Source organism: Sphingobacterium sp. UBA6320 (genome assembly GCF_002440335.1).
Taxonomy (GTDB): domain Bacteria; phylum Bacteroidota; class Bacteroidia; order Sphingobacteriales; family Sphingobacteriaceae; genus Sphingobacterium.
In genome coordinates this window covers 70,652-96,614 of sequence record NZ_DJTA01000019.1, presented here as the reverse complement: position 1 = coordinate 96,614, position 25,963 = coordinate 70,652, and the positions used below count along the sequence as shown (strand labels likewise).

Below are 25,963 nucleotides of genomic sequence, written 5' to 3'. Positions count from 1 at the left end.
ACGTCTATCTTAAGACCGTAACCGCTATGATGAAGTCCTTGAAAAGAATTCTATTTGCTTTTTGTCTATTTTTCATATTTACGACTGCACTTTTTGCACAGCAGAATTCAAAAACACAATGGTTTAGCCACGACCGTTTTGGCATGTTTATTCATTGGGGACTTTATAGTGCAGCCGAAGGATTGTGGAAAGGTGAAAAACTGCGCTATGCAAACAATTATGCAGAATGGCTACGCTATCGTAATCGGGTCTCCAAAGAGGAATATGGTGAACTGGCAAAGCGATTTGTATGGGATCAGATCAATCCAGAAGAATGGGTACTACTCGCCAAAAAAGCTGGAATGAAGTACATCATCATGACGGCCAAACATCATGATGGAGTAGCGATATGGGATACTAAGATCGGTGATTACAGCCTCAGTAGATTAAGCGGCACCAATCGAGATATCATCAAAGAATTAGCAATAGCATGCAAGAAGCATGATATGAAACTTGGGTTTTACTATTCACATTGGATCGATTGGGAACATCCGTATGCATGGAATCATAACCAAGAATTGACAGGACATGTTACCGACCCACAATATAATCAATACTGGCAGGAAAAAGTAATCCCACAATTGCGCGAGCTGTTAACCAACTATGGCGATATCGCACTGATGTGGTTTGATATGTGGATTCCATATGAAAAATCAATTATTAAAAAGCAACAGCTGCAACAAGTCGTTCAACTCATTCATACCCTGCAACCGAAGTGCTTGATCAATTCCAGACTAGGTTTACCAACAGACGAAAAAAATATAGATTTTGAAACATTCGGTGACAATCAGTTTGGAACTACCTATGTTGACCATCCATGGGAAACTCCCGGTACAATCGCTCACTCTTGGGGATACAATGGACAAGAGAACGAGTGGAAATCGACAAGCCAGATCTTCAATTCATTGATATCAAATGTCAGTCTCAACGGTGGCTATACTTTAAATATCGGACCACGTGCAGATGGAACAATACCCTATGAGAGCATCTCCAGACTTGAAGATATAGGCAAGTGGCTCCAACGACAAGGAGAGAGCATTTATGGTGCCACTGGATTGGATTTAAGAGTCAATCAGCACGATTGGGGCTACCTCACAACAAAAACACATGGCAAGCAAACACAGGTGTATGCACAGGTTTTTAATTGGCCCCTTGATCGGATATTGCGGATATCTGGAATAAAATCAAAACCTTCACAAGTCTCCGTTCGAATTGGAGCATCTGAAACCTCTTTAAAGTTTAAACAGAAGAGTGGATTATTACATATACAATTGCCAGCAAAACAACCTGATCCTTTTGTATCGACTATTTCGCTGACCTACAATGAACCCTTACAGCTCGATAAAGAGATCGTAGCGGAATCTACATTTGGAGGCTTTGCTTTAAATAGTATAAATGCACTTCATCAAGATAAATTACAAATAACCAAATATGACGGCAAGAGGCCACAGCATATTCAGACTAACAATGAGACGATCGAATGGATGATTGATTTTCCTGAAGTAGGTGTTTATAAAGTGGATATATCTGCACATAATCCGAATAAAATCTTCTCGACTATTTCAATTCAAATAGGGACACAATCCATAACTGAAAAACTAGATTCAAATGGAAAAATGGTCGTTGAACCCAATGAAAACAACTACACAGACGAGTTTGTCAATACCAGTTTAGGGTCTATTAAAATCGATCATACGGGCCCGCAAAAGATATCATTCAAGAAAGAAGGAAGTGAACATCTTTGGCTGAATAGCATCTGGATAGAAAAGAAAAATTAAAAAAAATCAATACAACATCTAAATATAATACCGAAATGCTCAATTTTAATCATTAAATTGAATAAAATGTGCACTTTTGCATGCTTCAATATTAAAAGGCTTTCTAACTTGATCCACGAATGGAACCTGACTACCACGCATTGAACGAACAGTACTCCTACCCGATAACTTTAGGGATTGAGGGCTTATTAGCGCTTGATAAAGATGGTTATATGCTATCCTACAATGAGCAAGTCAAGCTTTTATTACCTATAGACAAAATTGGCAATAAAAAATTTCAAGAGGCCTTGATTTTTTATGCTGTAGAAGATCAGCGTATCATCCCTACTGAAGAACTCTCTTTTTATAATACATTACAAACCGGTGAAAAACAGATTGATCATAATTATGGCATAATGACAGAAGAAGGACATCTTAAATGGCTCTCTTTTAGCTCTAAAATAGTACCCGAAAGATCTGACATGCATATGATTATCGCCATTTGCGATGTGACCAGATTAATAACAGAAAATAAAGACCTGCTCGAGAAAAAAAAGCATCTTCAGCTTCTTGTCGCTTCGCTCGATGATCTTGTATTTGAAGTAACGAAAGAAGGTGTTTTTACAAACTATTGGACGAGTAATTCAGATCTATTATTTTACAAACCCGATGAATTTTTAAACAAAAACCTAAAGGATTTATTTCCACTACCGATTTCTAAGAGAGCCTTAGAATTGATTGACAAAGCACTTACCTTAAATAAGGTTTGCAAAATGGAGTTCATATCCAACTTCGACACCCATAAGGGGAAGTGGTACAAAATGAAAATAATGCCTATTCATTTAACCAAAGACCGTGTTGCCATTGTGGTATCCGACATTTCTGAAAAAGTAGAATCACTAGAAAAAATAAGATTTAACCAGCATAAATTTAATCAAGCATTTCATTTCTCCGGCCTAGGCATTTCTCTAACCAATTTACAAGGCAATTGCATTGAAGCAAATAAAACCCTAAGCAAAATCTTGGGATTTTCACAAGAGGAATTGTCTACCATTAATTTTTTAGATTATACACATCCCGACGATCTTGAATTTGACTATAAACAAAGACAAAGACTTGCCAGAGGAGAAATTGATAGCTTTACTTTAGAAAAACGCTATCAACACAAGCTGGGGCATTACATTTGGTGTTCTGTTACAATTTCAGCGGTTCACAATCAATTTAACGAGCTCTCTTTTTTTATCGTTCAGCTACAGGATATATCCGATGCTAAAAAGAACCGCGAGATTCTCGAACGACAAAAACATGAACTTGAGCTGGTAAAAATTGAATTGGAAACAAAAGTTAAACAGCTGGAAGATTTCAATCAGATTGTTGCCCATAACTTAAGAGGACCTGTTAGCAATATACATATGCTCCTTAGCGAATTGAAAGATGAAAGTAACATTGATGTTAAAAATGAATATTTAGATCTTTTAAAAACCAGCAATGATAGCTTGACCGATACATTAGAAGAATTATCGGAGATATTGGAATTACGAGAAAATACAAATATTTTAAAAGATAACTGTAATTTTTCTTTGATTTACACAAAGATCTACAGTCAATTTATCGGCGAGATCCAAAGTAAAAACGCCCAACTAACAGCCGATTTCCAAGTTGAAAACATCCACTATCCTACAAAGTATTTGGAAAGTATTTTCAATAATTTACTCAGTAATGCTTTAAAATTTACAGATCCAAATATAGCACCTCAGATTCATATCAGAACCTACATTGAAGATAACACCCCCATTTTCAGCATAGAAGACAATGGCATAGGAATTGACTTACCTAAGTATAAGTCACAACTTTTCATGTTTCGAAAAGTATTTCATCGTGGTTTTGATAGTAAAGGTATCGGTCTATTTATCACAAGGTATCAAGTTGAAGCCCTAGGTGGTAAAATAGACATTAAAAGCGCTCCAGGTAAAGGCACTACTTTTTTAGTGAGATTTCTAAAAACAACAACATGAAAACTTCTAATTCCACAAAAAAGAGCATGATAACGGTAGTGGACGATAATGCCATTCTACGTGTTATTTTTAACAACATGATTAAAAGCTTTCCAGATTTCCCACTTGAGATCAACCTATTTGAAAATGCACTCGATGCATTGGATTATTTTGAAAATAAAAAACAACAGCAAGATATGACTCCAGAAATCATATTCGTCGATATCAACATGCCATTTATGACAGGTTGGGAAATGATGGATAAATTAGAACATTATGGTTCGGATTTTTTAAGTCAAATGAACATATATATTATCAGTTCATCAACCAGTAGAAGCGATCAGGAACAGATAGCACATTATCCTTTTATCGACGGGTATTTATTGAAGCCGATAGATAAATCGAAACTGTACGAATTGATTCGTCAACTAAATTCCGAAGTATAGGAAAACGTTACTCATCAGAATCAGCTGCCTCCAAAAAAAATGCATCACAAAATAGTTTTTGTTGATGTTAGATTGATATATCCACCAGCTTAATAATCTCAAAAAAGACCAGAAAAATTATTTTTCTGGTCTCTTTTTTAACTAGCTGACGCTTGACTTGGTATCAGTGTTATACCAACTTACACGCTTCAGTACCAACTGATGCGCACAAAACGTACATTAATAAACCGACAATTCATCAACAAATAACCAAGCTGCAGATCCCGCACCTGTTGATCCTGATGGGATTTGATTCAAATGCTGAACTTCAATCTTTACATATTTTGCCGTCTGCTGATCAAACTGTAATTTGATGGTTCCTTTCGATTCGGAAATCAACTCTTTTCCCACCTCTTTTACAAGCGTAAAATTTTGATTGTCGTTGGATACATAAACTTTTACCGACTGCGGATAATAAATCCAGCTCGCATTTTGATCTACGACATTCAGTTCAACATTTGAAAATGTCGTTGCTGTACCAAGATCAATCGTTGCTACTAAATCTTTGGCATTAAAACCTAGCCAATTTTTTTTGAAATATTGCTTGTTGCCATAAACACCATCGACCAAGGTCGCACCACCGCTTCCATAATACGCTTCACTTGGTTCATGCAGCAATTGGATCGATTTTCCAGTCGATTTACTGATAACAAAATCCTGTTTCAATACCGATCCAATCATCCGATCAACAGCAAAGTTTGCCGCATTGATGGTTACTGTTTTATCGACTAAAATTGGACTTATGTAAATTGGACTTTGGATATTCGGCTCAGTTCCATCTGTTGTATAACGTATCGTTCCATCGTTCTTTATTGTCGACAATTCGTAGTACATCTTTCCCTCCTTAGAAACAATGCTGCCATTTAGTTCAAAAATAGCCTTACTATAATTGATGCTCTTACGATCAAGATAATTAAACTCATGGATGACTCTTTTCTCAAAAGACTTATATTGGTCAGGATTGGATGTACCCCAAGCCACTTCGGATAAAGCTAGCAATCGAGGAAAAAGCATGTACTCGACGTGCTTAAAATTTGTAATATATTCGGTCCACATATTCGCCTGTGGCCCCAAAATATGTTTCGCTTCTTGCGCACTCAATTCTTTAGGAACTGGATTAAAAGAATATACTTTATCCAAACGCAGTTCTGCATTAAAAGCTAACGGTTCAGATTGTGGATTTCCTTGATAATAGTCCAAATACATATGACTTACAGGAGTCATTATCGCATCATGTCCCGTCTTAGCAGCATGAATACCACCTTCGATACCTGTCCAACTCATCACCGTAGCATTGGGAGCCAAGCCGCCTTCTAAAATTTCATCCCAACCGATGATACTTTTACCTTTTGCATTGATATATTTCTCCATCCGTTTGATGAAGTACGATTGCAATTCAAATTCATCTTTCAATCCCTCCTTCTTAATGAGATCTTGACAGTGTGCACAGGCCTTCCATCGTGTTTTCGGAGCCTCATCACCACCGATATGGATGTAATGACTCGGGAACAAAGTAACGACTTCATCGATTACATCTTCCAATAAGGAAAAGGTTTCTTCCTTTGGACAGTAGATATCATCCATGACACCCCAAGATGTTCCTACTTTAAACGGTCCACCGGTACAAGAAAGTTCAGGATAGGCCGCCAAAGCTGCTAGCGCATGACCTGGCATCTCGATTTCAGGAATGACTTCGATATGCAGCTTTTTTGCATAGGCCACCACATCTTTTACCTGTTCCTGTGTATAAAATCCGCCATAGCGACCATCTTTTGTCAATTTGGAATCTTTCACATCTTGTGTTACCGCTCGAAAAGCACCAATTTCTGTTAGCTTTGGATGACTTTTAATTTCGATACGCCATCCCTGATCATCGGTTAGGTGCCAATGAAATTTATTCATTTTATAGCGCGATAAATAATCCAAGAATGATTTGACCTCATTGGCAGTAAAGAAGTGTCTGCTCACATCAAGATGAACCCCTCTATATGTAAATTTAGCATAATCCTTGATTTCAAATGCCGGTATACTACCTTTTGCCCGATGCTCCTCTACAAGCTGTAGTAAGGACTGCACAGCATAAAAAGCTGCATCTTCTGTAGATGCAGAAATGACAATACCTTTAGCATCGATTTTTAATTCATAATAATCGTGCTGACCTATCACCTGATGATTTATTTTCTGAAAACGTATCGTTCCCGATTTTTTAAGATTAACTTTTGATCGCAATACACCTTCCAGTTGATTAGCTAAATATTTAGCCTGTATTTCAAATGAGCCCGTTCCGATCACAAGATTACCTTGCAAAGAAAATGAAGGCTGTTGTAGTACTTCCACATGTTGCGGCATCGGAATGATATATTGCTGTCCGAATGAAGATAAAGAACAGAAGAAGATAAAACTTAAAAATAGGATTTTACGCATGATATGATTTGGTCTTTCAACAAAAATAGGATTATTTTCAAACAATTAAAACGTTATAGCACATCTATTTTATAACAAAAAAGGAGATCATATAATCTCCTTTTTTATGCTAGTAGTTATGCCGACCTATTAAATCGCTGCCGTTTTATCTTTTAACCATGCTTGCTCTTCCTCATTTAATCGACTCTTCAGTTTATCGAAAACCCATTGATTATACTGGTTCAACCAGTTGATATGCTGTTGGTCTAATAAGGTTTTATCAACTAGATCTGTAGCGATATAACAGATAGTCAGCGTCTCAAAATCCATAAAATCACCAAATATAGAAGACTCCGCATTTCGCGATAAAACCAAATTTTCGATACGGATACCATGCTTTCCTTCGCGGTATAAACCAGGTTCAATAGAGCTGATCATCCCCGATTCTATAGCAACATCAATATTTGCAGAGTTGAAAGTTTGCGGTCCTTCGTGCACATTCAAGAAAAAACCTACACCATGTCCAGTTCCATGTCCATAATTGCGTAATGTAGCCCAAATCGGACGACGAGTAATCGCATCAATCTGATACCCTTTAGATCCTTGCGGAAAAATAGCTTGACTTCCTTCAATAGTACCTTTTAATACAATGGTATAATCTTCTTTTTCTTCCTGCGTGATTTCACCCAAAGAAACAACACGCGTGATATCAGTAGTACCCGTTTGATATTGGCCTCCTGAGTCAACCAGCAATAATCCTTTTGATTTTAGCGCATAGTTGCTATCAACAGTTGCAGAATAATGTGGCAATGCGCCGTGATCTAAATAACCTGCGATGGTATTGAAACTAATATCGTTGAAGCCAGGTTGCTCCTCTCTAAATTCCTGCAATCGTGCTGCAATAGATATTTCAGATTGATCACCCTTTGGCACCGCCGTTTCCAACCATTTAAAAAATTTGGTCAGCGCAACGCCATCATTGATCATGGTTTCACGAGTATGTGCAATTTCCACTTCATTCTTCACTGCTTTTAAAGACGTCGAAGGATTGATTTTTTCAATAATATTAACCGCAGCAGGTATAGCGTCGTAGATCGCAAAACAGGTTCTCTTCGGATCGATCAATATGGAATCGACCGCTAAATGGCTAACCTGAGTATATACGTCTTCATAAGGTTTCACCTGCACCCCCGAAGATTGTAAACTTATTCTTGTAGCCTCATCCAATTTAACAGGCTCAATGTATAAGATAGCTTCATCAGCTGTTACATAAACAAAACCTAAAACAACTGGATTACAAGGAACATCACGACCACGGATATTGAGAAGCCAAGCGAGATCATCTAGAGAAGATATAAGATGCGCCTGCGCTCTATTCTTGACCATGACAGCACGTACTGCAGCTAATTTAGATGCTGTTGATTGTCCTGTTGTTGTATCAGCCAATAAATATGCTTTTGCAGTAGGTAAAGAAGGTCTTCCCTCCCAAAGCGATGATAATAAATCAACGTGACCGTCAACAATAATATCAATAGGTTTTAATATATCTTTTACCGATTGTGCGACTAATAAAGAAGCTAAATTTCCATCAAATGCAACCTTTGCTCCTTTCGCTAATTTTTCGCCCAACCATTCTGCATATTCGGCATTGCCCTGAACTTTTAATTTTACCAATTCAAATCCAGTCCCAGCCAATTGTTCATTTGCTTGAACAAAATAACGGGCATCCGTCCATAAACCTGCAAAATCTTGTGTGATCACTAATGTTCCTGCTGAACCCGTAAAACCCGAAGTCCACGCAATACATTTATAACGATCTGGTAAATATTCACTTATATGCGGATCAGAAGAAGGGATAATGTAACCATCAACACCTTGATCTTTCATCAGACTTCTTATTGCCGCTAGTTTTTCTGAATGCGTCATTGTTTCTCTAATTTGATCATGCAAGTTAGGAAAATTTGAAGAAGTAAACCACTAATCGATATTTTTACGTTTATGGTTATTTTGTCAAAATAAGCTATTATATCCCGCATCACCGTACCAAGCTAGCGTCCTGTAAAAGGGAAAAAGATAACTTTCTTCGGGGGCAGGTATATAGCTTGACAGCCCTGAAAAATTAGTGATGGGTTTACCTAAGAAAGTGGGGGTATTCGCTTTAAATATAATGACCTTGTCGATCGCAGACTTAAAAGACAATAAGTGGTCCGATGGAAGATGCTTCTCGAACAAGTCTAAAAAATCATATGCTTTGACGGGAGTATTAGGATCTAGATCTAAGCGCTGTACATTATTTCTGTTTATCCCCGACAAGAACTGTGGATTTTGCGACAACAATTGCGCGGTCTTGTGTGCCAGCCAGGGCAATTGCTTAGTATCTACCAGCGAAAAGGTAGCAGACTGCTCCAAACCTATTTTTTGTTGATAATACCCGACATATGCTTTTGCGATTGCGGTCAATCCATGTTTAACATCACGATCAAATAATAAGGAGTTGATCTGATGGTATGGCATGCCGACACTCAATACTTCAGTTGGCGATGCGAGGATATAGGGTGCAGCCTCACGAAGTTCATATAACACTTCTACAGATGCCATAGAACAAGCATCAAAAATAAGAAAATCCAACCCTTGAGGTAAAGCTGATTGAAGCTGCTGTACATCCATACGGCTAAAATGATCATCGCCAAAAGACCTAGTACCCAATTTACCAAGATTCGCAGGAACCCAGTTGGTTGCATGAGACCATAAAATAGCTCCATACGAATGCGACGGAGAGAGACCCTTCATATCCGCAAATATGATTTTCATCATCTCTGGATCGGAAGAATCATGATCACTATATGTTTTAAGAACCTTACTTTTAATCTCTGGACTAGTATCGTACTGAATTTCATATATTTTGGGCTGCTGACCAAATAATCTGGCATAGACCAACAATTTACCGTCGATACCCACAAATCCTTCTTCCATCTGATTGAGATTTTGATATGCTTCAGATGATAAGCTATTGTTTGCAGCCATATAGACCATCACCGTACGAGAAGCTATCGGAGCAATGGTATCATCCTCTCTCTTTGCGCAGCTCGTGACATAAAGTAAAGCAAAACAACTATATAAATAAATTAAACTACGCATGTGTAACGTTAAAATAAAATCTAATATAAATCTTAAAAAAATAGACCGAGGTAGGAAAAATATTGAGAATACCTAAATTACGGATAAAAAATAAACAAGAAGAGAAAGGGATCCTCTTCTTGTTTACAACTTCATGTATTAATCAACCCTATTATTTTGTACCGACAAGTTTGATGTCATCAATACGGTAACCATTTGTATTGTCTGTTTCTTTACTATAGAATTCGAGTGTGATGCTGTTACTATTTGCAATGCCTGAGATATCAATAGTTGAAAATGTATTTGCTTCAGCACCCAGTACTCCTGTAGGGACAGCGAGTTCTACACCATTAACACGAACTTTTACCCCTGTCATTGGCAAGCTCACTGCGTTACCAGCTAATTTATAAGATAACTTCAGATTGGTAACGCCGGCAGCATTAATTCCTTCGATTTTAAACCCGGTATCTTTGTTTGCTGGTAGCCACACATGTCCATTTATTGTTGAAGTAGCACGCACATCTGCATATGTAGCTGTGTAGAGATCCGAATATGTCACGCCTGTTGCAGTATAACCTGCATAGGTACCAATTCTATCCTTTTTTGATGCTTTAGGATCAGGATCACCAAAAGTTTCCAAGAAAATTGTCTCTTCTTTTCCTGGATCAGTAGGAGTCTGACTGCCATCGATGTCTACATTTACAGATCCCCCAGGTACAGTTGTCCAGTCTGTAATAGTACCATTGCCGGTTACTGCGACTTGGTTAACTCCATCATTTTTCAACAAAACAATATCGTAAGTATATTTCTTACCTGCTTCAAAGGTCGTATTAGCTGGCAAAGTCCATTTAAAGGTGCCTGATGCTAATGTAAAAACCAACTCTTTAGCAGAAAAATCACCAGGAAGCAGGATTGCTTCCACCAACTGTGCATCCGTTTGTGCTGTAGTTTTTGCTGTAACATTCTGCACAGCAGCAGCTCCGGTCAATATACCGGTCGCTAGATCTAATGCTGCTGTAGTATTGACATTACGGTAGACCACCTGTAGTCCATTTACATCTGTCAAACCATTTCCTGGTTTAACAGCTAATGCGACTTTAGTCAGTTTATGATTAAAAGTAAGATTAGCAGCTCCACTAGCTTTTGTCAAGCCTGTTGCATTGTTGGAGTAGAGCACATCAATAGCAGCTGGAGCACTCTGATCTGCGACGGTGACAGGCAATATCGCTCCTTCAAGATTTGTTGTATATGGATAGTATGCAATAAAATCTACTGATCCTGTCTGTGGATAGTTGATGATATCTGCTCCTTGTCCAGAGAAATTACCATTACCGCCAGTACTATATTTTTTATTGGCGGCTAATGGATTAGACAATCCATCACCTTGTTTCATAAATACACCTACAGCATCGTCAGCATCCCAAGCATTACCTGTGACACGTGTAGCTACGCTACCCGCAATCGAAGAAGTAAATTGCACCTGTGCGTTATCATTTGTTCCCAAATCGCGATAGTCATCGTTCTTACAAGAATGTCCTACAACAATCAGTGCCAGTGCAGCACCTAGAAATTGGTTCTTTTTCATGTTTTTTATATCTGAATAATTGATTTAATAATGTATGATCATATCGCTATTTACGCCATATCTGTGTATTGATAGTCGATTTAGTTTCCCGATCTAATGCAGGGAAAAATGTAAATCCAGTTTCTTTCTCCAGAGATTCAACCGTCACCGTATAGCTCATGTAATCTGTATTAGTCGGCGTCACATTGTTCATACGAAATCCTATAGTATAATAATCGGAACCTTTTTTCATAGCCAATACTTTGTAATAATATTTGGGTTTTGCGACATCTTTCCCAGAATTATCCTTCACATAATCGACGACCTTGTCTGTTGCGGTCGTGACCATCGCACCAGTCACTACATACATGGTATCTACTCCCGACTGGGTAGTCCAGGTACGGACTTTATTTTCAAGATCAGCCCATAAACCTTGATTTAAGGATCTATTCTGCGGCGTCATATTTGTATAATAGAACGTGGATGCATTTTCAGCGAAATCGTATGTCCGGTCTCCGCTCGGTAGCTGATGACCACGGTCGAGCAATAACGTCGCATTATTGGGATATCCCTTTTCGAGATTTGCTTGAAAATTTGATGAAAATGCGGGATCGTAGGCCCACACATCTGTCCGTTTCTGACTTCCGAGATAATCCTTGCTTAATGGATAAGCTACCCAATAAGCCACCTTATATTCGGTATCATACAACATGGAGTAATTTCTCTTTGTAGAAGACGACATTTTGAGATTGTACTTGACCGTGGCACTTTCTGATATTACCGGCAGCTCCATATAGGCTGCTGTAGGTTGCGGAGTAACAGTTCCGTCCTTCCCCAGTGTGATGTCATACTGATATCGGTAACCCTTTTCATAGCTTTTACCTTCACCTATGCTCCAAGTGTAAGATTTCCCATCGGCCTTTGTAAATACGATTTTATTTTCTGCCGTAAGTGTACCTGGGTAAATTGTCCATTCGACGATCATTTCATTCGTCGAATTCTGTGACACCCGAGCAGCAATATCTGTGTTTGTATTACCTTTTATCCATTGTCCCGAAGAAAGATTGAAACTCGCTCTCGATGGCAGGGCTATAAAATCAGCTTTTAAACCCTGTAGATCCGCTCCCTTAATTTTAAGTTCCAGTTTACTCATTTGTCTGTCAAACGATAAGGCTACCGGACCTTGCCCCGAAGTCAATCCTGTTGTATTTCGTGCTACCATGAAATCAAGTTGAGCTTGATTTTCCTGATTCGTGATGTCTAGTGAAGGTGTTAATGTACCATGCTCTTGATAAGGATAATATGCAACAAAACTCACTTTACTTCCTCGTGGAAATTCTAGCGAAGCCTGTGCATTTTGAGGTGAAAAATTACCATTACCAGGAGTTGTGTATGGTTGGTTAAAGCCATTGTTTACAATAGACGCTTCGTCTAAAGCCATACCATGTTGGAACATAAAAATTCCAATGGCATCATGGGCACTCCATTGAGTTCCTTGAACTCTTGTTTGCGGAAGACCCGCAATTTTACTTGAAAAATATACCTGATTGGAGGTATACTTCGAAATTAGGTCAGTTTCCTTACGGCATGAAGAAAACATTAAAGCCACGCACCCTAGCACATAAAGCCAGTTCTTTCTCATCTACTTAAATTAATATAATACCCAATAGGAGGTCGATTACGCTGAATCAACACTCAAAATTAACGTTCCAAAAATAACATAAGGTTAATGCATTTTTAATATTTTATTAAGTTTTTTATCAAAAGATTTAATAAAATCAAGCACATAACATATATAACTACCACCTAAATACGAGATCAATCATTAGTAATCAACTTATTAGAATCTATCATTCATCACAATTAATGATACAAACATAACTTATAGCCATTTTTTAGATGAAACATATTGATAATAGCGTTGAGCACACAGCGGAAGATTATGGATTTTTTCATTTAGCTAGCAAGAAAAAGAAAAGCATTACAACAACAGCCAAAACTTAACTTATTATTAATTTAAATCCATGATTTACAACGAAATATTATCCGCTTGGGTAAACACTCCAATATGTCATATTGCTTTTAAAAACATAAGGACACGACCGATAAGCCGTTTTTGAGCATGTCGGATCATATTCATTAACAATTCTAAATCAAGGAGCACTTCCATTTTTATGAAAATAGGCATAGATCCTAGTTAGGTTTACAGACAGGCATAGAGAGGGGTATTAAAGTATTACTTTTTGACTTTCATATTAAACATTTCTGAGCAAACAATAGTATCTTTATGAAAACAGAAAAGATTATCATTAATGAAAACCAGTACAACCTTAACCCTTGTTAGTATTTGCTTATTCCCGTTACTCCATACATCCGCATTCTCACAATCCGCATCAAAATCCAAAATTGAAGCAGCCTATCGACAATTTGAAAATGATCCCTCATTAAAAAATGCAACAGCTTCTTTGACCGTATTAGATGCAAGTACGGGAGCACCAATTTTTGAACACAATCAAGATGTGGGCTTGGCTACTGCGTCAACGATGAAAGTCATTACTTCAGCTACCGCATTTGACATTTTGGGAAAAGATTATAAATTCAAAACACTTTTAACGTACACAGGAACTATTCAGGCAGATGGTGTACTAGAAGGTGATATTATTATTGAAGGATCTGGAGATCCTACTTTAGGAAGTAGCCGCTATCCCGAGTCAACGGAAGAACAGATCATCAACAAATGGATATACGTCATTCAAAATGCAGGTATTAAAGAAATAAAAGGCCGTATCATAGGTGACGACACACGTTATCAAGGGTACAAAGTGCCTGGAGGTTGGATCTGGTCTGATATTGGAAATTATTATGGTGCCGGTGTCTCTTCACTTAACTGGAGAGAGAATGCAGTAGGTGTGGTCTTCTCTCCCAATGATGCGATCGGCAAGCCCGCTCCTATTAAAAATTTGACCGCAGATCTTTCTTATCTCAAAATTATAAATGAGGTGACAACAGGTAAAAACGGATCTGGTGATCAGGTATATGCCTATTCGGGGCCCTATGCTTCTACCATCTACATCCGCGGAACTTATGGCTTAGACCTTAAAAAGACTATTGAGATTTCCGTTCCCGATCCCGCATATGATGTAGTCTTTCAATTAGAAAAAGCACTGGATCATGTCGGGATCAAAACAGCAACATCAGCAAGTAACGGTCAAGTTCTTGCCGGAACAACGATCGTAAAACATCACTTAGACACGCATGAGTCACCTGATCTTGCTGCCATTGTTTATTGGTTCAATCAAAAGAGCATCAATCTTTATGGCGAAGCACTCTTAAAGGCAATTGCTTATCAAACTGCACAAAAGACAGAAACAAGCGAAGGTGCATCTTTGATACAGAAATATTGGGAAACTAAATTAAAGATTAACAATAGCGAACTTAACAATCAAGATGGATCAGGTCTTTCTCCTCAAAATAGAGTTACGACAGCAGCAATGACCAAAATCATGCAGTACGCTCAATCGCAATCCTGGTTCCCCGAATTCTATAAAAGTTTACCAGAATATAATAATATGAAGATGAAAAGTGGCACCATCGGAGGTGCATTGGGCTATACTGGCATCCAAAATAACAGTTCAGGAGAGAAATATACCTTTACTCTTTTAGTCAACAATTATTCCGGATCAGCCACCGCCATGCGCAAACGAATGTTCACCCTTCTTGATGTATTAAAATAAATTGACCCTTCAGAATAAATTTTTGACTATTTATCATTTCTTTCTCAAAAAAAGAATGATACATTTGTAACCTTAGTTTAACAAACTAGCACTATATAAAAGAATTAAAATGAGTAATGTAAATCGTAAACAAGCGGCATTAGACTACCATTCCATGGGTAGACCTGGTAAAATAGCTGTTGTGCCAACAAAGCCAACAAATTCTCAAAGAGATTTATCGCTAGCTTATTCACCAGGTGTTGCTGAGCCTTGTTTAGCTATCGCTGCAAATAATGAAGACGCTTACAAATATACCGCAAAAGGTAATTTAGTTGCGGTAATTAGTAATGGTACAGCCGTATTAGGTCTTGGTGATATCGGTGCTGTAGCTGGTAAACCAGTTATGGAAGGTAAAGGTTTATTATTTAAAATCTTCGCTGATATTGATGTTTTTGACATTGAACTTGACACTAAAAATGTAGATGAGTTTGTCAACATTGTGAAAGCAATGGAACCTACATTTGGTGGTATTAATTTAGAAGATATTAAAGCTCCAGAGTGTTTTGAAATTGAAAGACGCTTGAAAGCTGAAATGAATATCCCAGTGATGCACGATGATCAACATGGTACAGCTATTATCTCTTGTGCTGCTCTGATCAACGCTTGTGAACTAATCAATAAAAAAATTGAAGATGTAAAAATCGTTGTAAATGGTGCGGGTGCTGCTGCTATTTCCTGTACTGGAATGTACGTATCTGCTGGTGCTAGAAAAGAAAATATTGTCATGTTAGACAGTAAAGGTGTGATCCGTCGTGATCGTGAAACATTGGATGCGATGAAAGCAACTTATGCCACTGATCGTGATATCCATACCCTTGCTGATGCTGTAAATGGTGCTGATGTATTTATCGGACTTTCAGCTGCAGACGTATTGACAGCAGAAATGTTATTGACCATGGCTGATCAGCCGATTGTATTAGCTATGGCTAATCCTAACCCAGAGATCGCTTACGATTTAGCAGTTGCCACGCGTAACGATGTGATTATGGGTACAGGACGTTCAGATTACCCAAACCAGGTAAACAACGTATTAGGCTTCCCTTATATCTTCCGTGGTGCTTTAGACGTACGTGCTACTGCTATCAATGAAGAAATGAAAGTGGCTGCGACAAAAGCGATCGCTGATCTAGCTAAACAACCCGTTCCTGAAGAAGTTAATCTAGCTTATAACACCAACAACCTAAAATTCTCTGCGGATTATATTATTCCAAAACCTAATGATCCACGTTTGATCACTGAGGTTTCTGTGGCTGTAGCGAAAGCGGCAATTGCATCGGGTGTTGCAAAACATATCATCGAAGACTGGGATAAATACAGAGAAACACTTCGCAAGAGATTAGGTCAGGATGATGCGATCATGCGCAATCTGACCATGGCAGCAAAACGGAATCCGAAACGTGTTGTATTTGCTGAAGCAGATAATTACAAAACACTTCGTGCGGCACAAATCGTAAAAGAAGAAGGTATTGCAGTTCCTATTTTATTGGGTAAAAAAGGAAAAATCAATGCGTTAATTAACGAATTCGGTTTTGAATTGGCTGATGTACAAATCATTGATCCATTGGAAGAAATGGAGTCAGAACGTGTCAATGAATATGTTGAACATTTATTTGTAAAAAGGCAACGTCGTGGTCTTTCTAAATTAGATGCTAAAAAACTTCTAATTGATCGCAATTACTTTGGAGCAAGTATGGTTCAATTTGGAGATGCTGATACATTGATCTCAGGATTAACAAAGAACTATGCCAATACCATCAAACCTGCGATCCATGTTATCGGCGCTAAAGAAGGTAGCCGTATCGCTGGTATGTATATGATGTTGACCAAAAAAGGTCCGATCTTCTTAGGTGATACTACGGTCAATAAAGAGCCTTCTGCAAAAGAGTTGGCAGATATTACCGTATTATTGGACAAAGCTGTTAGAAAAATGAATGTAAGCCCTCGTATTGCTTTACTTTCTTATTCTAACTTTGGTTCTAACGAAGGAAATACACCAACTAAAGTACGTGAAGCCATTAAAATCGTTCACAAAGATCATCCAGAAATTGTTGCTGACGGCGATTTACAAGCAAACTTTGCTCTGAATAGTGATTTGTTAGAAGCAAATTTCCCGTTCAGTACATTGAAAGGACAGCCAGCAAATACATTGGTATTCCCGAATTTAGAATCAGGTAATATTGCCTACAAATTGTTACAAGAAGTGGGCAATGCAGAAGCTGTGGGACCAATCTTACTGGGTATGAACAAACCTGTTCACGTATTACAATTAGATAGTTCAGTTCGCGAAATCGTGAATATGGTTACTATTGCTGTAGTCGATGTACAGTCACATGAAAAACAAGGTAATTAATTCTTTTTCCGTATCGCTATGTATGCATATTTTAACGGGAAATTAGCACATAAAGCCCCCACTCACGTCGTTCTCGATGTGGGTGGAATTGGCTATTATATCCACATTTCCTTAAATACATTTTCCTTAATAAAAGACCAGGAGCAGTGTAAGCTATTCATCTCTTTTCAGGTAAGGGAAGATGCACATACGCTCTACGGATTTGCAACTGAAGGAGAAAAGAAGTTATTTGAAAATCTGATTTCGGTATCTGGCATCGGTCCAAATACAGGACGTATGATTCTTTCATCCAATACTCCAGAAGAAATTCAATCTGCCATTGTCAATGGTCAGGTTACGCTCATTCAGAAAATAAAAGGTATTGGTCCTAAAACAGCACAACGCTTGATTTTAGAATTGCAAGATAAATTGAAAAAACAAGGTGTAGAATCCCTTTCAACGATTCCGATGGCACAGTCTCTACCAGACGAAGCACTATCTGCTTTGGTCATGTTAGGTTTCAACAAAGCCACTTCTGAGAAAGTATTGAATGCTGTGATTCAAACAGATCCAAATCTGACAGTAGAGGGTATGATCAAATTGGCCTTAAAAAAATTGTAATCTGTTAAGGAAAGAATTTTTATATTTTACAAGCGCTATTATTCTGTTAACTTTGAGCAGCATAATAGCGCTTTTTTTATGGCAGAAGATTTAACAATAAACAAAGGAACGAAGAAAGATCAATACATAGGCTTAGTTCCTCAAATCAGAGGTTTGGTTACAGGTGAGACCAATCAAATAGCTAATCTTGCAAATATTGCTGCGGCACTGAAAGAACAGTTCAATTTCTTTTGGGTGGGTTTTTACTTAATCGAGGGTGAACAGCTGGTGCTCGGTCCATTTCAAGGACCTGTAGCCTGTACACGTATTCAATATGGTCGTGGAGTGTGCGGCACTTCCTGGAAAGAAAACAAAACCATAATCGTACCTAATGTGGAGGAATTCCCTGGACATATTGCTTGTAGTTCCCTATCAAAATCAGAAATCGTCATTCCGATATATCAAGACAATAGCATCATTGGCATATTGGATGTCGATAGCGATGAGCTAAACGCTTTCGATGAAATTGATGCTCAATATTTAACTGAAATCGTTTCTTTACTGTCATAGACAGGTTTGACATCATTTTAATGCCCAAACCTTGATCAATTTATCATCTCCTGCTGTCAAGAAATATTGACCTCCATCAATCCAAAGTCCTGTATTGATGGATAGCGTATGGGAGTCATAAAATTTATCACGGTTGATCACTTTAAGCAAAGAAAATGTTTCCTCATCCCAAATTTTGAATGATTTGTCACGGCTTACTGTTGCAAAAACAGGATAATTGGGGTGCGGATAGATGCCATATACGGTAAACATATGGGGCACAAAACTGTATTGCTCTTTTAAACTCGCAACATCAGATATTTTAATAGCAGCATCTCTTGCCCCACTAATGAGCTTAAGGTTATTACGCGAAAAGATAAGACTTGTAATGGGCATGCTGTGCTTTTGATTGGCAAGCAAGAAATGATAGTCTTCTGCAGAAAATAAAAATATATCACCGTTCTTATCTCCAAATGCAATTTTCTTTTGATCATGCGATAAGGCAATGGTCCGAATGGTATTTGATGAAATGGCAAATTCATATATTTTTTTATAATCCTTCAGGCACCATACACTCGCGACACCATCCTCTCCTACGGCTACCAATTCATTTTTAGCAGGAATACTCTGAAGCGCAAAAATAGCTTTATTGGAGACCATCAGATTGGCTATTAATGTCTGATTTTCCACATCAACAATCATGACCTTCCCCTCACGAAGTGCGATGGCAAGATAAGATGTATTGGGTATTAAATGCAATGCATAAATCGAAGAACTAACTGCACATAAAATGCGTTTGAATGTTCTGTTTTGAGAATCCCATTCAACCACACCTTTATCATTGCCCCCAGAAAAAAATGTATGCGCAAAATATCCTTTTTCTAAAGCGAAGATGGGATTTTGATGTCCTGTTAATGTTGCTGCTAGCTCTATTTCGAATTTATCCATAATAAAAAATTGCCGTATACAAACTTAGATAAATTTACTTTTATATCATGATTATGCTATAAAAGTAAATTTATCTGCTATTTTCTGAAAGCAACCTCAGTGCATCTTTATTATCTTCAGCTTCCACCAATTCTTGGAGTAAAATCGCATGGAATATAATTCATGTGACCCTAATTTTATGCTGTATTTTAAAATTAGCGTATTATTGATGTCTGCTTTCTAAATTTTTAGCAATGGTCTCCAAAGAAATACCTTTCTCACGTAGTAGAACCAACAGATGGAATAATAAATCTGAAGTTTCATTGATAAAATCATGCTCAGTCTCTGTCAATGCTGCGATAACAGTTTCAACAGCCTCTTCACCTACTTTTTGCGCGATCTTGTTAATTCCTTTTGAACGTAAACGATTGACATAAGACTCGTCAGAAGGAAATTCATAACGATGCTTAATAATACGTTCGAGCTCCAATACGAAATTTTGATTAAATTCTGTATTAAAACAGCTGCGACTACCGGTATGACAAGTCGGGCCTGCTGGTCTTGCTTTAATTAATACCGTATCTTGATCACAATCAATATGCAATCCTACCACTTCTAGAAAGTTTCCACTTTCTTCACCCTTAGTCCACAATCGATTTTTACTTCTCGAAAAAAAAGTAACGCGCTTTTCGGCTTGTGTTTTTTGCCATGCTTCTTCATTCATATAGCCGAGCATCAACACTTCCAATGTTTGGGCGTCTTGTACAATCACTGGGACAAGTCCGTCACTTTTTGAAAAATCTAACATTTCTATTTTTATATTGTATGGAAGTCTTGAGTAGGTTAACTTCATAGCACTCACGCTCTAAACCTACTAACGATCTAACTTCCCTAACTATCTAACCTTCTCCCCCTCTAACCTGCTCACTTTATCTTACCACAATCCCATTGCTCCTTAGCGTATCTTTTAATGCTGGGATCAGTATTTCCCCATAATGAAATACCGAAGCTGCTAAAGCGGCATCAACATTGGCTTGTTGAAATACATCCACAAAATGCTGTTGATTTCCCGCTCCACCAGATGCAATTAAAGGAATCGTAATCGAATCATTGATTTTTTTCAATAATCCATTATCAAATCCGTTTTTTGTACCATCATGGTCCATAGATGTCAGTAAAATTTCACCTGCACCCCGCTCTTGCGCTTCGCGAACCCAATCTTCAGTCTTTAGTTCTGTTTTGATACGCCCCCCACTTAAATGAACAAAATTTTGTCCTTCTAGGTACCGCGTATCAATTGCGACAACAACAAATTGCGCTCCAAAAGCTGCAGCGAGATCATTAATTAACTGGGGATTACGCACTGCTGCCGAATTGATCGAAATCTTATCCGCACCCGAATTTAACAGTATCTCAGCATCCTTCATTTCGTTAATTCCACCCCCGATTGTAAATGGAATATTAACTTGACGAGCCACTGCTTTCACCAAATCGATCGTTGTTTTACGGCCTTCATGTGTGGCCGCAATATCTAGAAAGACCAATTCGTCTGCTCCTTGTTGGGAATATTGCCAAGCCAATTCAACAGGGTCACCTGCATCACGTAAGTCAACAAAATTGACTCCCTTTACTGTTCGACCATCTTTAACATCAAGACACGGAATTATACGCTTTGCTAACATCCTTAGAAGTTAATTAACGATTTCAGATTCCAATCTTTGATTTCTTCAATGGTAATCCTATTCTCATAGATTGCTTTACCAACCACAACAGATTCCATCGTTCCCAATGCGTTTAAATTGCTAATATCTTCCATAGAACTAATACCTCCAGATCCTATTAATTTGATAATTGGGGAGTGATCTAATAATTTCTTATACAACTCAACTCCTGCACCACCTAATTTACCATCTTTACTGATATCAGTACATAAGAATCTATAAAAACCTAATGCAAGACATTTATCGATATACTCAATTAATTTGATCGGAGATGACTCTAACCAACCGGAATACTTAATCACCTCGTCCAATACATCAATAGCGATCACGATATGATCAGCATATTTTACTTTGCCTTCGTTCAAGGTACTCAACTCTTCCAAAAATGATGGATTAGTAATTGCTTGCGTACCTACAATAACACGGTAGATACCAGCATCCACTAATTCCTTAACTTTATCAATACTGCGAACACCGCCACCGTACTGAATTTTCATTTCTGTTTTTTGAATGATGTCAAATAAATATTCTTGGTTACTAAAATCACCTTTTGCACCGTTAAGATCAATGATATGTACCAATTCTGTACCATTTGCATGATATTTCTCAATCTGCTCTTCTAAACTGATCTCATAAGTAGTGACGTCATTATAGTTTCCTTCTCTCAAACGAACAACTTTCTTATCTAATACGTCAATAGCGGGTATAATATACATTGTAAACTTTTTTTATTTGCTAACTTAATTTTGAAAAATTCAATAATAACTGCTCCCCTACTTTTCCGGATTTTTCGGGGTGAAATTGTACACCGTAGAAATTGTCCTTCGCTATAGCGGCCGAAAATGGTAGTCCATATGCACACATCGCAGCAGTGTATGCTGTATCATATTCAATGAAATAGGAATGTACAAAGTAAAAATAAGCATTATCTTCTATATTGCTGAATAATGGATTGTCATTTCTAATGGATACGCTATTCCATCCCATATGGGGAACTTTCTCTTTGATTTTTTGATCAAAGTGCAATGTCTTTAAAGGAATGATGGAGAGTAGGTCTGCATTTCCTTCTTCAGAAAAATCGGTCAGCAACTGCATTCCCACACAAATACCCAATACTGGTTTTTTAATCGTATGAATACATTCTGCCAATCCAGAAGCACGAAGTTTTTGCATTGCTGCCCCCGCATGTCCTACTCCAGGAATGATGATGCGGTCGTACTGATCTAACTCCTCTTCCTGATTGACCATACCATAGGTAAGGCCCACGCGCTCTAAAGCTGCTGTCAATGAAAAAATATTACCAGCTCCGTAATTTATAATTCCTATCATTTTTATTGTTTTTAGATCTGAAATACCAGACCGCCAATAAGAGACAATAGCTATACTATTCCCCTCTCCTCTATTTCTACAAAACTCCTTTAGTACTCGGCAGCTCCATATAATCAGCATCACGTCGTACCGCTTTCTTTATTGATTTGGCAAATGCCTTAAAGATCGCTTCTATTTTATGATGCTCATTGTCGCCTTCAGCTTTAATATTCAAATTGGACTTTGAAGCATCGGAGAATGATTTGAAAAAATGGAAAAACATTTCTGTTGGCATATCTCCAATTTTCTCACGCTTAAATTCAGCTTCCCATACAATCCAGTTACGTCCACCAAAATCCAGTGCGACTTGTGCAAGACAATCATCCATTGGTAAAGTGTAAGAATAGCGCTCGATACCGCGTTTATCACCCAATACCTTCAAAAATATTTCTCCTAACGCTATACCTGTATCTTCTATGGTATGATGCTCATCAATATGTAGATCTCCTTTTGCTTTGACAGTCAAATCGATCGCACCGTGACGCGCTATTTGATCTAACATGTGATCAAAAAAAGGTAATCCTGTTTCTATATCTGCTTTACCCGAACCATCTAAATTCAATTTGATATAAATATCGGTTTCATTCGTCTTACGATGATGTTCACCGGTACGTGTACCCAACTTCAAATATTCATAGATAGACTTCCAATCGGTTGTTTCCAAACCTATTGTTTCACTGTCGATCAGTACATTCTCCAAAACACCAAGATCATCATTATTGCGTAACCAAATGGCTTTGGCACCTAAATTTTGAGCCAATTTCACATCATTTACACGATCACCAATAACAAAAGACTGCGCTAAATTGTACTTTGAAGGATCAAAATAATCCAAGAGCATGCCAATACCAGGTTTACGCGTTGCCGCATTTTCATGAGGAAATGTGCGATCGATATGTTCTTTCGAAAAAACAACTCCTTCTGCTGCAAATGTGTCTATAATAAATTGATGGACAGGCCAAAAATTTTCCTCTGTATGCACTTCAGTACCTAGACCATCTTGATTGGATACTAATACTAATTCGAAATCTAATTCTTTCGCGATGCGTGGAAGGTATTGCAATGCACCAGGGTAAAACTTAAGTTTAGCAAAAGAATCAATTTGTTGATCCTCTGGTTCCAAAATTAAAGTACCATCACGGTCGATAAACAATACACGTTTGAGCTGATTAGGCATTATTTTAAATATTGAATGTGGTTAATTTTTCTAATAATATTTGGTTTTCTTCTGGTGTGCCAATGGTAATGCGCAGACACCCTGCACACAGTTCTACCTTCGAACGGTCACGAACAATAATACCGTGCTCCACCAAATGCGTGTAAACACCTCTTGGATCGTTCATTTTTACTAAAATAAAATTTGCATCTGAAGGGGTGATATGCTGCACCATTTCAAGTTGCTGCAAAGCTTGCACCAATTTCTCGCGCTCTTCAACGGTTTGCTTGATCCAGCCATTGACTTGATCGACATGTTCCAACGCTTCTAGTACGATGTCTTGTGTCGCTTGATTAATGTTATAAGGTGGCTTTATTTTATTGAATACCGCTATAATTTCGGAACTGGCAAAAGCCATTCCCAAACGTAAAGCAGCTAGTCCCCAAGCTTTCGAAAGAGTTTGCAAAACGACCAAATTTTGATATTCAGCAAGTTCTTGAGTGAATGATTTTATTGGAGAGAAATTGATATATGCCTCATCCACTACAACCAAACCATCAAAATTATTCAAGACCGTTTCGATATCATGACGGTTGATACTATTTCCTGTAGGATTATTTGGTGAACAAATAAAAATCAATTTGGTATGTTCATCAATTGCATCTGCTATCGCTGGAAGATCTAATTGATAATCAGGTGTCAAATTGACCTTGCGAAAAGCAACATCGTTGATGTTAGCTGAGACCTCATACATACCATATGTAGGTGGCACTAAAATCACATTATCGATCCCCGGATTACAGAATGCACGAAACAGGATATCGATGGCTTCATCACTTCCATTACCTAAAAACATATTCGCTGCAGGAACACCTTTGATCTGTGACAACTTATGCTTTACTTGATGTTGAAGAGGATCTGGATAACGGTTGTAGTTATGCGCTAAAGGAGAACCAAAAGCGTTTTCATTGGCATCAATTAATATTGATGCTTCCCCCTTGAATTCATCTCTAGCAGAAGAATAAGGTACGAGATTTTTAATATTTTCCCGTAATAGTTTCGTTAAGTTGAATGGAGTGTCCATTAATTTATTAAATTTTAAATCGTAAACTTAGATAAATTTGCTTAGATACACAATCATATTTGCGGATGTAAGCAAAATTATTCGGTAGCATAGCTCTTTAATGTATCTTCTAATAGGTGCTGTGACGACCAGTTTTCCCTAGGTTTTTGAGTTTTTTTAATAAAAAGAAAATCGACCGATATCATTATACGCTAAACCATTTTCCTTCTTGAGATAACATGGTATCCGGGAATATGGATTGCGCTTCTACTAATAAGGGTTGTAAATCTTTATATCGTGCAGAATAATGCCCGAGTAACAATTTGCTGGCATGTACTTCTTTTGCAATTTCTCCTGCCTCTAAAGCCGTGGTGTGAAATGTTTCCTTTGCGCGATCAACCATTTCATGGAGAAAGGTAGATTCGTGATAAATCAATGTCGCATCCTGAATATAAGGCAGGTAGTTCGCTGTACGAACGGTGTCAGAACAATATACATAACTTCTGGATAATGGTGCTGGTAAAGTAAAAGCATCAGCTTTGAATACCTGTCCATCTTCACGGACATAGTCTACTCCATTCTTTAACAATTGATAATAGGCTACCGGTATTTTTGCTTTTTCGATCTCCTCTACGAGAAGGTGCCGCGAACGCGGTCCTTCATCAAAACGAAATCCCGTACATGCAATACGGTGTGTCAACGGAAAAGTGCTTACTTTAATGGATCGATTTTCAAAAATTACCTGCGGTTCTTCAGCCGAAGTTTCATGAAAGATCAGATCGTAGCGAAGTATAGTCTCCGAGTATTTGAATTGGACTGCAAGAATCTCATCTAGACCCTTTGGCCCATATAAATGAAGATCACTCTTGCGTCCTATCAGGTGCATGGAGGACAATAGCCCGACTAAACCGAGATAGTGATCCCCATGCAAGTGACTGATAAAAATATGATTAATCTTATTGCTTTTAATTCCATAGCGCGTCAATTGCATCTGAGTACCTTCTCCACAATCAACTAAAAACAATTGTTCATTGAAGTTTATGACTTGACTTGTTGGATGCCTATCGTACATAGGCGTAGCGGAGCTATTACCTAAAATCAAAACTTCAAATCGCATA

Annotated in this window: 20 protein-coding genes; 7 read left to right on the top strand and 13 right to left on the bottom strand. The window is 37.9% G+C overall.

Annotation, left to right across the window (positions count from 1 at the left end):
- Window positions 1–26: 26 nt before the first annotated feature.
- The 3 genes from B3P23_RS11740 to B3P23_RS11730 all read left to right on the top strand — a co-directional run bounded on the left by B3P23_RS11740 (window position 27) and on the right by B3P23_RS11730 (window position 4,236).
- The gene (locus B3P23_RS11740; RefSeq protein ID WP_293926150.1) at window positions 27–1,817 is read left to right on the top strand and encodes an alpha-L-fucosidase; all 1,791 of its coding nucleotides are present in this window, start codon (window positions 27–29) and stop codon (window positions 1,815–1,817) included.
- A 119-nt stretch (window positions 1,818–1,936) separates the two neighbouring features.
- Window positions 1,937–3,811, top strand: a complete 1,875-nt coding sequence (locus B3P23_RS11735; RefSeq protein WP_293926147.1) for a PAS domain-containing sensor histidine kinase — start codon at window positions 1,937–1,939, stop codon at window positions 3,809–3,811.
- Entirely contained in the window at window positions 3,808–4,236 is a 429-nt protein-coding gene (locus B3P23_RS11730) for a response regulator (RefSeq protein WP_052627472.1), read from the top strand. The genes B3P23_RS11735 and B3P23_RS11730 overlap by 4 nt, the downstream gene beginning before the upstream one ends.
- Window positions 4,237–4,455: 219 nt before the next feature.
- Here B3P23_RS11730 and B3P23_RS11725 read toward each other — a convergent pair whose 3' ends face one another.
- The 5 genes from B3P23_RS11725 to B3P23_RS11705 all read right to left on the bottom strand — a co-directional run bounded on the left by B3P23_RS11725 (window position 4,456) and on the right by B3P23_RS11705 (window position 13,001).
- Entirely contained in the window at window positions 4,456–6,699 is a 2,244-nt protein-coding gene (locus B3P23_RS11725; protein WP_293926145.1) for a family 20 glycosylhydrolase, read from the bottom strand.
- A gap of 129 nt (window positions 6,700–6,828) precedes the next feature.
- Complete coding sequence (locus tag B3P23_RS11720) at window positions 6,829–8,604, bottom strand: aminopeptidase P family protein (RefSeq protein WP_293926142.1); 1,776 nt, start codon at window positions 8,602–8,604, stop codon at window positions 6,829–6,831.
- Window positions 8,605–8,688: 84 nt separating this feature from the next.
- Entirely contained in the window at window positions 8,689–9,816 is a 1,128-nt protein-coding gene (locus B3P23_RS11715; RefSeq protein ID WP_293926139.1) for a clostripain-related cysteine peptidase, read from the bottom strand.
- Window positions 9,817–9,967: 151 nt separating this feature from the next.
- On the bottom strand, window positions 9,968–11,380 hold the full coding sequence (locus B3P23_RS11710) for a fimbrillin family protein (protein WP_293926136.1): 1,413 nt from the start codon (window positions 11,378–11,380) through the stop codon (window positions 9,968–9,970).
- A 46-nt stretch (window positions 11,381–11,426) separates the two neighbouring features.
- Window positions 11,427–13,001: a DNA/RNA non-specific endonuclease gene (locus tag B3P23_RS11705; protein WP_293926133.1), complete on the bottom strand. Its 1,575-nt coding sequence runs from the start codon at window positions 12,999–13,001 to the stop codon at window positions 11,427–11,429.
- A gap of 670 nt (window positions 13,002–13,671) precedes the next feature.
- On the opposite strand from B3P23_RS11705, the gene dacB reads away from it, so the two are divergent.
- The 4 genes from dacB to B3P23_RS11685 all read left to right on the top strand — a co-directional run bounded on the left by dacB (window position 13,672) and on the right by B3P23_RS11685 (window position 18,631).
- The gene (gene dacB, locus B3P23_RS11700) at window positions 13,672–15,093 is read left to right on the top strand and encodes a D-alanyl-D-alanine carboxypeptidase/D-alanyl-D-alanine endopeptidase (protein WP_293926130.1); all 1,422 of its coding nucleotides are present in this window, start codon (window positions 13,672–13,674) and stop codon (window positions 15,091–15,093) included.
- A 109-nt stretch (window positions 15,094–15,202) separates the two neighbouring features.
- Window positions 15,203–17,482, top strand: coding sequence for an NADP-dependent malic enzyme (locus B3P23_RS11695; RefSeq protein ID WP_248754845.1), 2,280 nt, complete (start codon window positions 15,203–15,205; stop codon window positions 17,480–17,482).
- 18 nt (window positions 17,483–17,500) lie between these two features.
- Window positions 17,501–18,082, top strand: coding sequence for a Holliday junction branch migration protein RuvA (gene ruvA / locus B3P23_RS11690; RefSeq protein ID WP_045752642.1), 582 nt, complete (start codon window positions 17,501–17,503; stop codon window positions 18,080–18,082).
- A gap of 78 nt (window positions 18,083–18,160) precedes the next feature.
- The gene (locus B3P23_RS11685; protein ID WP_045752641.1) at window positions 18,161–18,631 is read left to right on the top strand and encodes a GAF domain-containing protein; all 471 of its coding nucleotides are present in this window, start codon (window positions 18,161–18,163) and stop codon (window positions 18,629–18,631) included.
- A 12-nt stretch (window positions 18,632–18,643) separates the two neighbouring features.
- Here the strand turns inward: B3P23_RS11685 and B3P23_RS11680 are convergent, their stop codons facing one another.
- From B3P23_RS11680 to B3P23_RS11645, 8 genes are all read right to left on the bottom strand, one after another.
- Window positions 18,644–19,558 carry a hypothetical protein gene (locus tag B3P23_RS11680; RefSeq protein WP_094771738.1) on the bottom strand — a complete coding sequence of 305 codons (915 nt, stop codon included), beginning with the start codon at window positions 19,556–19,558 and terminating at the stop codon, window positions 18,644–18,646.
- A gap of 202 nt (window positions 19,559–19,760) precedes the next feature.
- A complete protein-coding gene (gene hisIE, locus B3P23_RS11675) occupies window positions 19,761–20,345 on the bottom strand; it encodes a bifunctional phosphoribosyl-AMP cyclohydrolase/phosphoribosyl-ATP diphosphatase HisIE (protein WP_094771737.1) in 585 nt (194 codons plus the stop codon).
- A 121-nt stretch (window positions 20,346–20,466) separates the two neighbouring features.
- Window positions 20,467–21,219: an imidazole glycerol phosphate synthase subunit HisF gene (hisF, locus tag B3P23_RS11670; protein ID WP_045752639.1), complete on the bottom strand. Its 753-nt coding sequence runs from the start codon at window positions 21,217–21,219 to the stop codon at window positions 20,467–20,469.
- Between the two features lie 2 nt (window positions 21,220–21,221).
- Window positions 21,222–21,974: a HisA/HisF-related TIM barrel protein gene (locus B3P23_RS11665; RefSeq protein ID WP_045752638.1), complete on the bottom strand. Its 753-nt coding sequence runs from the start codon at window positions 21,972–21,974 to the stop codon at window positions 21,222–21,224.
- Window positions 21,975–21,993: 19 nt separating this feature from the next.
- Entirely contained in the window at window positions 21,994–22,587 is a 594-nt protein-coding gene (hisH, locus tag B3P23_RS11660; RefSeq protein ID WP_045752637.1) for an imidazole glycerol phosphate synthase subunit HisH, read from the bottom strand.
- Window positions 22,588–22,663: 76 nt separating this feature from the next.
- Window positions 22,664–23,803, bottom strand: a complete 1,140-nt coding sequence (gene hisB / locus B3P23_RS11655) for a bifunctional histidinol-phosphatase/imidazoleglycerol-phosphate dehydratase HisB (protein WP_045752636.1) — start codon at window positions 23,801–23,803, stop codon at window positions 22,664–22,666.
- Between the two features lie 4 nt (window positions 23,804–23,807).
- Complete coding sequence (gene hisC, locus B3P23_RS11650; RefSeq protein WP_248754849.1) at window positions 23,808–24,866, bottom strand: histidinol-phosphate transaminase; 1,059 nt, start codon at window positions 24,864–24,866, stop codon at window positions 23,808–23,810.
- A 184-nt stretch (window positions 24,867–25,050) separates the two neighbouring features.
- Window positions 25,051–25,962: a ribonuclease Z gene (locus B3P23_RS11645; RefSeq protein ID WP_248754850.1), complete on the bottom strand. Its 912-nt coding sequence runs from the start codon at window positions 25,960–25,962 to the stop codon at window positions 25,051–25,053.
- Window position 25,963 lies beyond the last annotated feature (1 nt).

Coding starts and splice junctions, on each gene's coding strand:
- B3P23_RS11740 (WP_293926150.1), top strand. CDS start 27: ATGATGAAGTCCTTGAAAAGAATTCTATTTGCTTTTTGTCTATTTTTC.
- B3P23_RS11735 (WP_293926147.1), top strand. CDS start 1,937: ATGGAACCTGACTACCACGCATTGAACGAACAGTACTCCTACCCGATA.
- B3P23_RS11730 (WP_052627472.1), top strand. CDS start 3,808: ATGAAAACTTCTAATTCCACAAAAAAGAGCATGATAACGGTAGTGGAC.
- B3P23_RS11725 (WP_293926145.1), bottom strand. CDS start 6,699: ATGCGTAAAATCCTATTTTTAAGTTTTATCTTCTTCTGTTCTTTATCT.
- B3P23_RS11720 (WP_293926142.1), bottom strand. CDS start 8,604: ATGACGCATTCAGAAAAACTAGCGGCAATAAGAAGTCTGATGAAAGAT.
- B3P23_RS11715 (WP_293926139.1), bottom strand. CDS start 9,816: ATGCGTAGTTTAATTTATTTATATAGTTGTTTTGCTTTACTTTATGTC.
- B3P23_RS11710 (WP_293926136.1), bottom strand. CDS start 11,380: ATGAAAAAGAACCAATTTCTAGGTGCTGCACTGGCACTGATTGTTGTA.
- B3P23_RS11705 (WP_293926133.1), bottom strand. CDS start 13,001: ATGAGAAAGAACTGGCTTTATGTGCTAGGGTGCGTGGCTTTAATGTTT.
- dacB (WP_293926130.1), top strand. CDS start 13,672: ATGAAAACCAGTACAACCTTAACCCTTGTTAGTATTTGCTTATTCCCG.
- B3P23_RS11695 (WP_248754845.1), top strand. CDS start 15,203: ATGAGTAATGTAAATCGTAAACAAGCGGCATTAGACTACCATTCCATG.
- ruvA (WP_045752642.1), top strand. CDS start 17,501: ATGTATGCATATTTTAACGGGAAATTAGCACATAAAGCCCCCACTCAC.
- B3P23_RS11685 (WP_045752641.1), top strand. CDS start 18,161: ATGGCAGAAGATTTAACAATAAACAAAGGAACGAAGAAAGATCAATAC.
- B3P23_RS11680 (WP_094771738.1), bottom strand. CDS start 19,558: ATGGATAAATTCGAAATAGAGCTAGCAGCAACATTAACAGGACATCAA.
- hisIE (WP_094771737.1), bottom strand. CDS start 20,345: ATGTTAGATTTTTCAAAAAGTGACGGACTTGTCCCAGTGATTGTACAA.
- hisF (WP_045752639.1), bottom strand. CDS start 21,219: ATGTTAGCAAAGCGTATAATTCCGTGTCTTGATGTTAAAGATGGTCGA.
- B3P23_RS11665 (WP_045752638.1), bottom strand. CDS start 21,974: ATGTATATTATACCCGCTATTGACGTATTAGATAAGAAAGTTGTTCGT.
- hisH (WP_045752637.1), bottom strand. CDS start 22,587: ATGATAGGAATTATAAATTACGGAGCTGGTAATATTTTTTCATTGACA.
- hisB (WP_045752636.1), bottom strand. CDS start 23,803: ATGCCTAATCAGCTCAAACGTGTATTGTTTATCGACCGTGATGGTACT.
- hisC (WP_248754849.1), bottom strand. CDS start 24,866: ATGGACACTCCATTCAACTTAACGAAACTATTACGGGAAAATATTAAA.
- B3P23_RS11645 (WP_248754850.1), bottom strand. CDS start 25,962: ATGCGATTTGAAGTTTTGATTTTAGGTAATAGCTCCGCTACGCCTATG.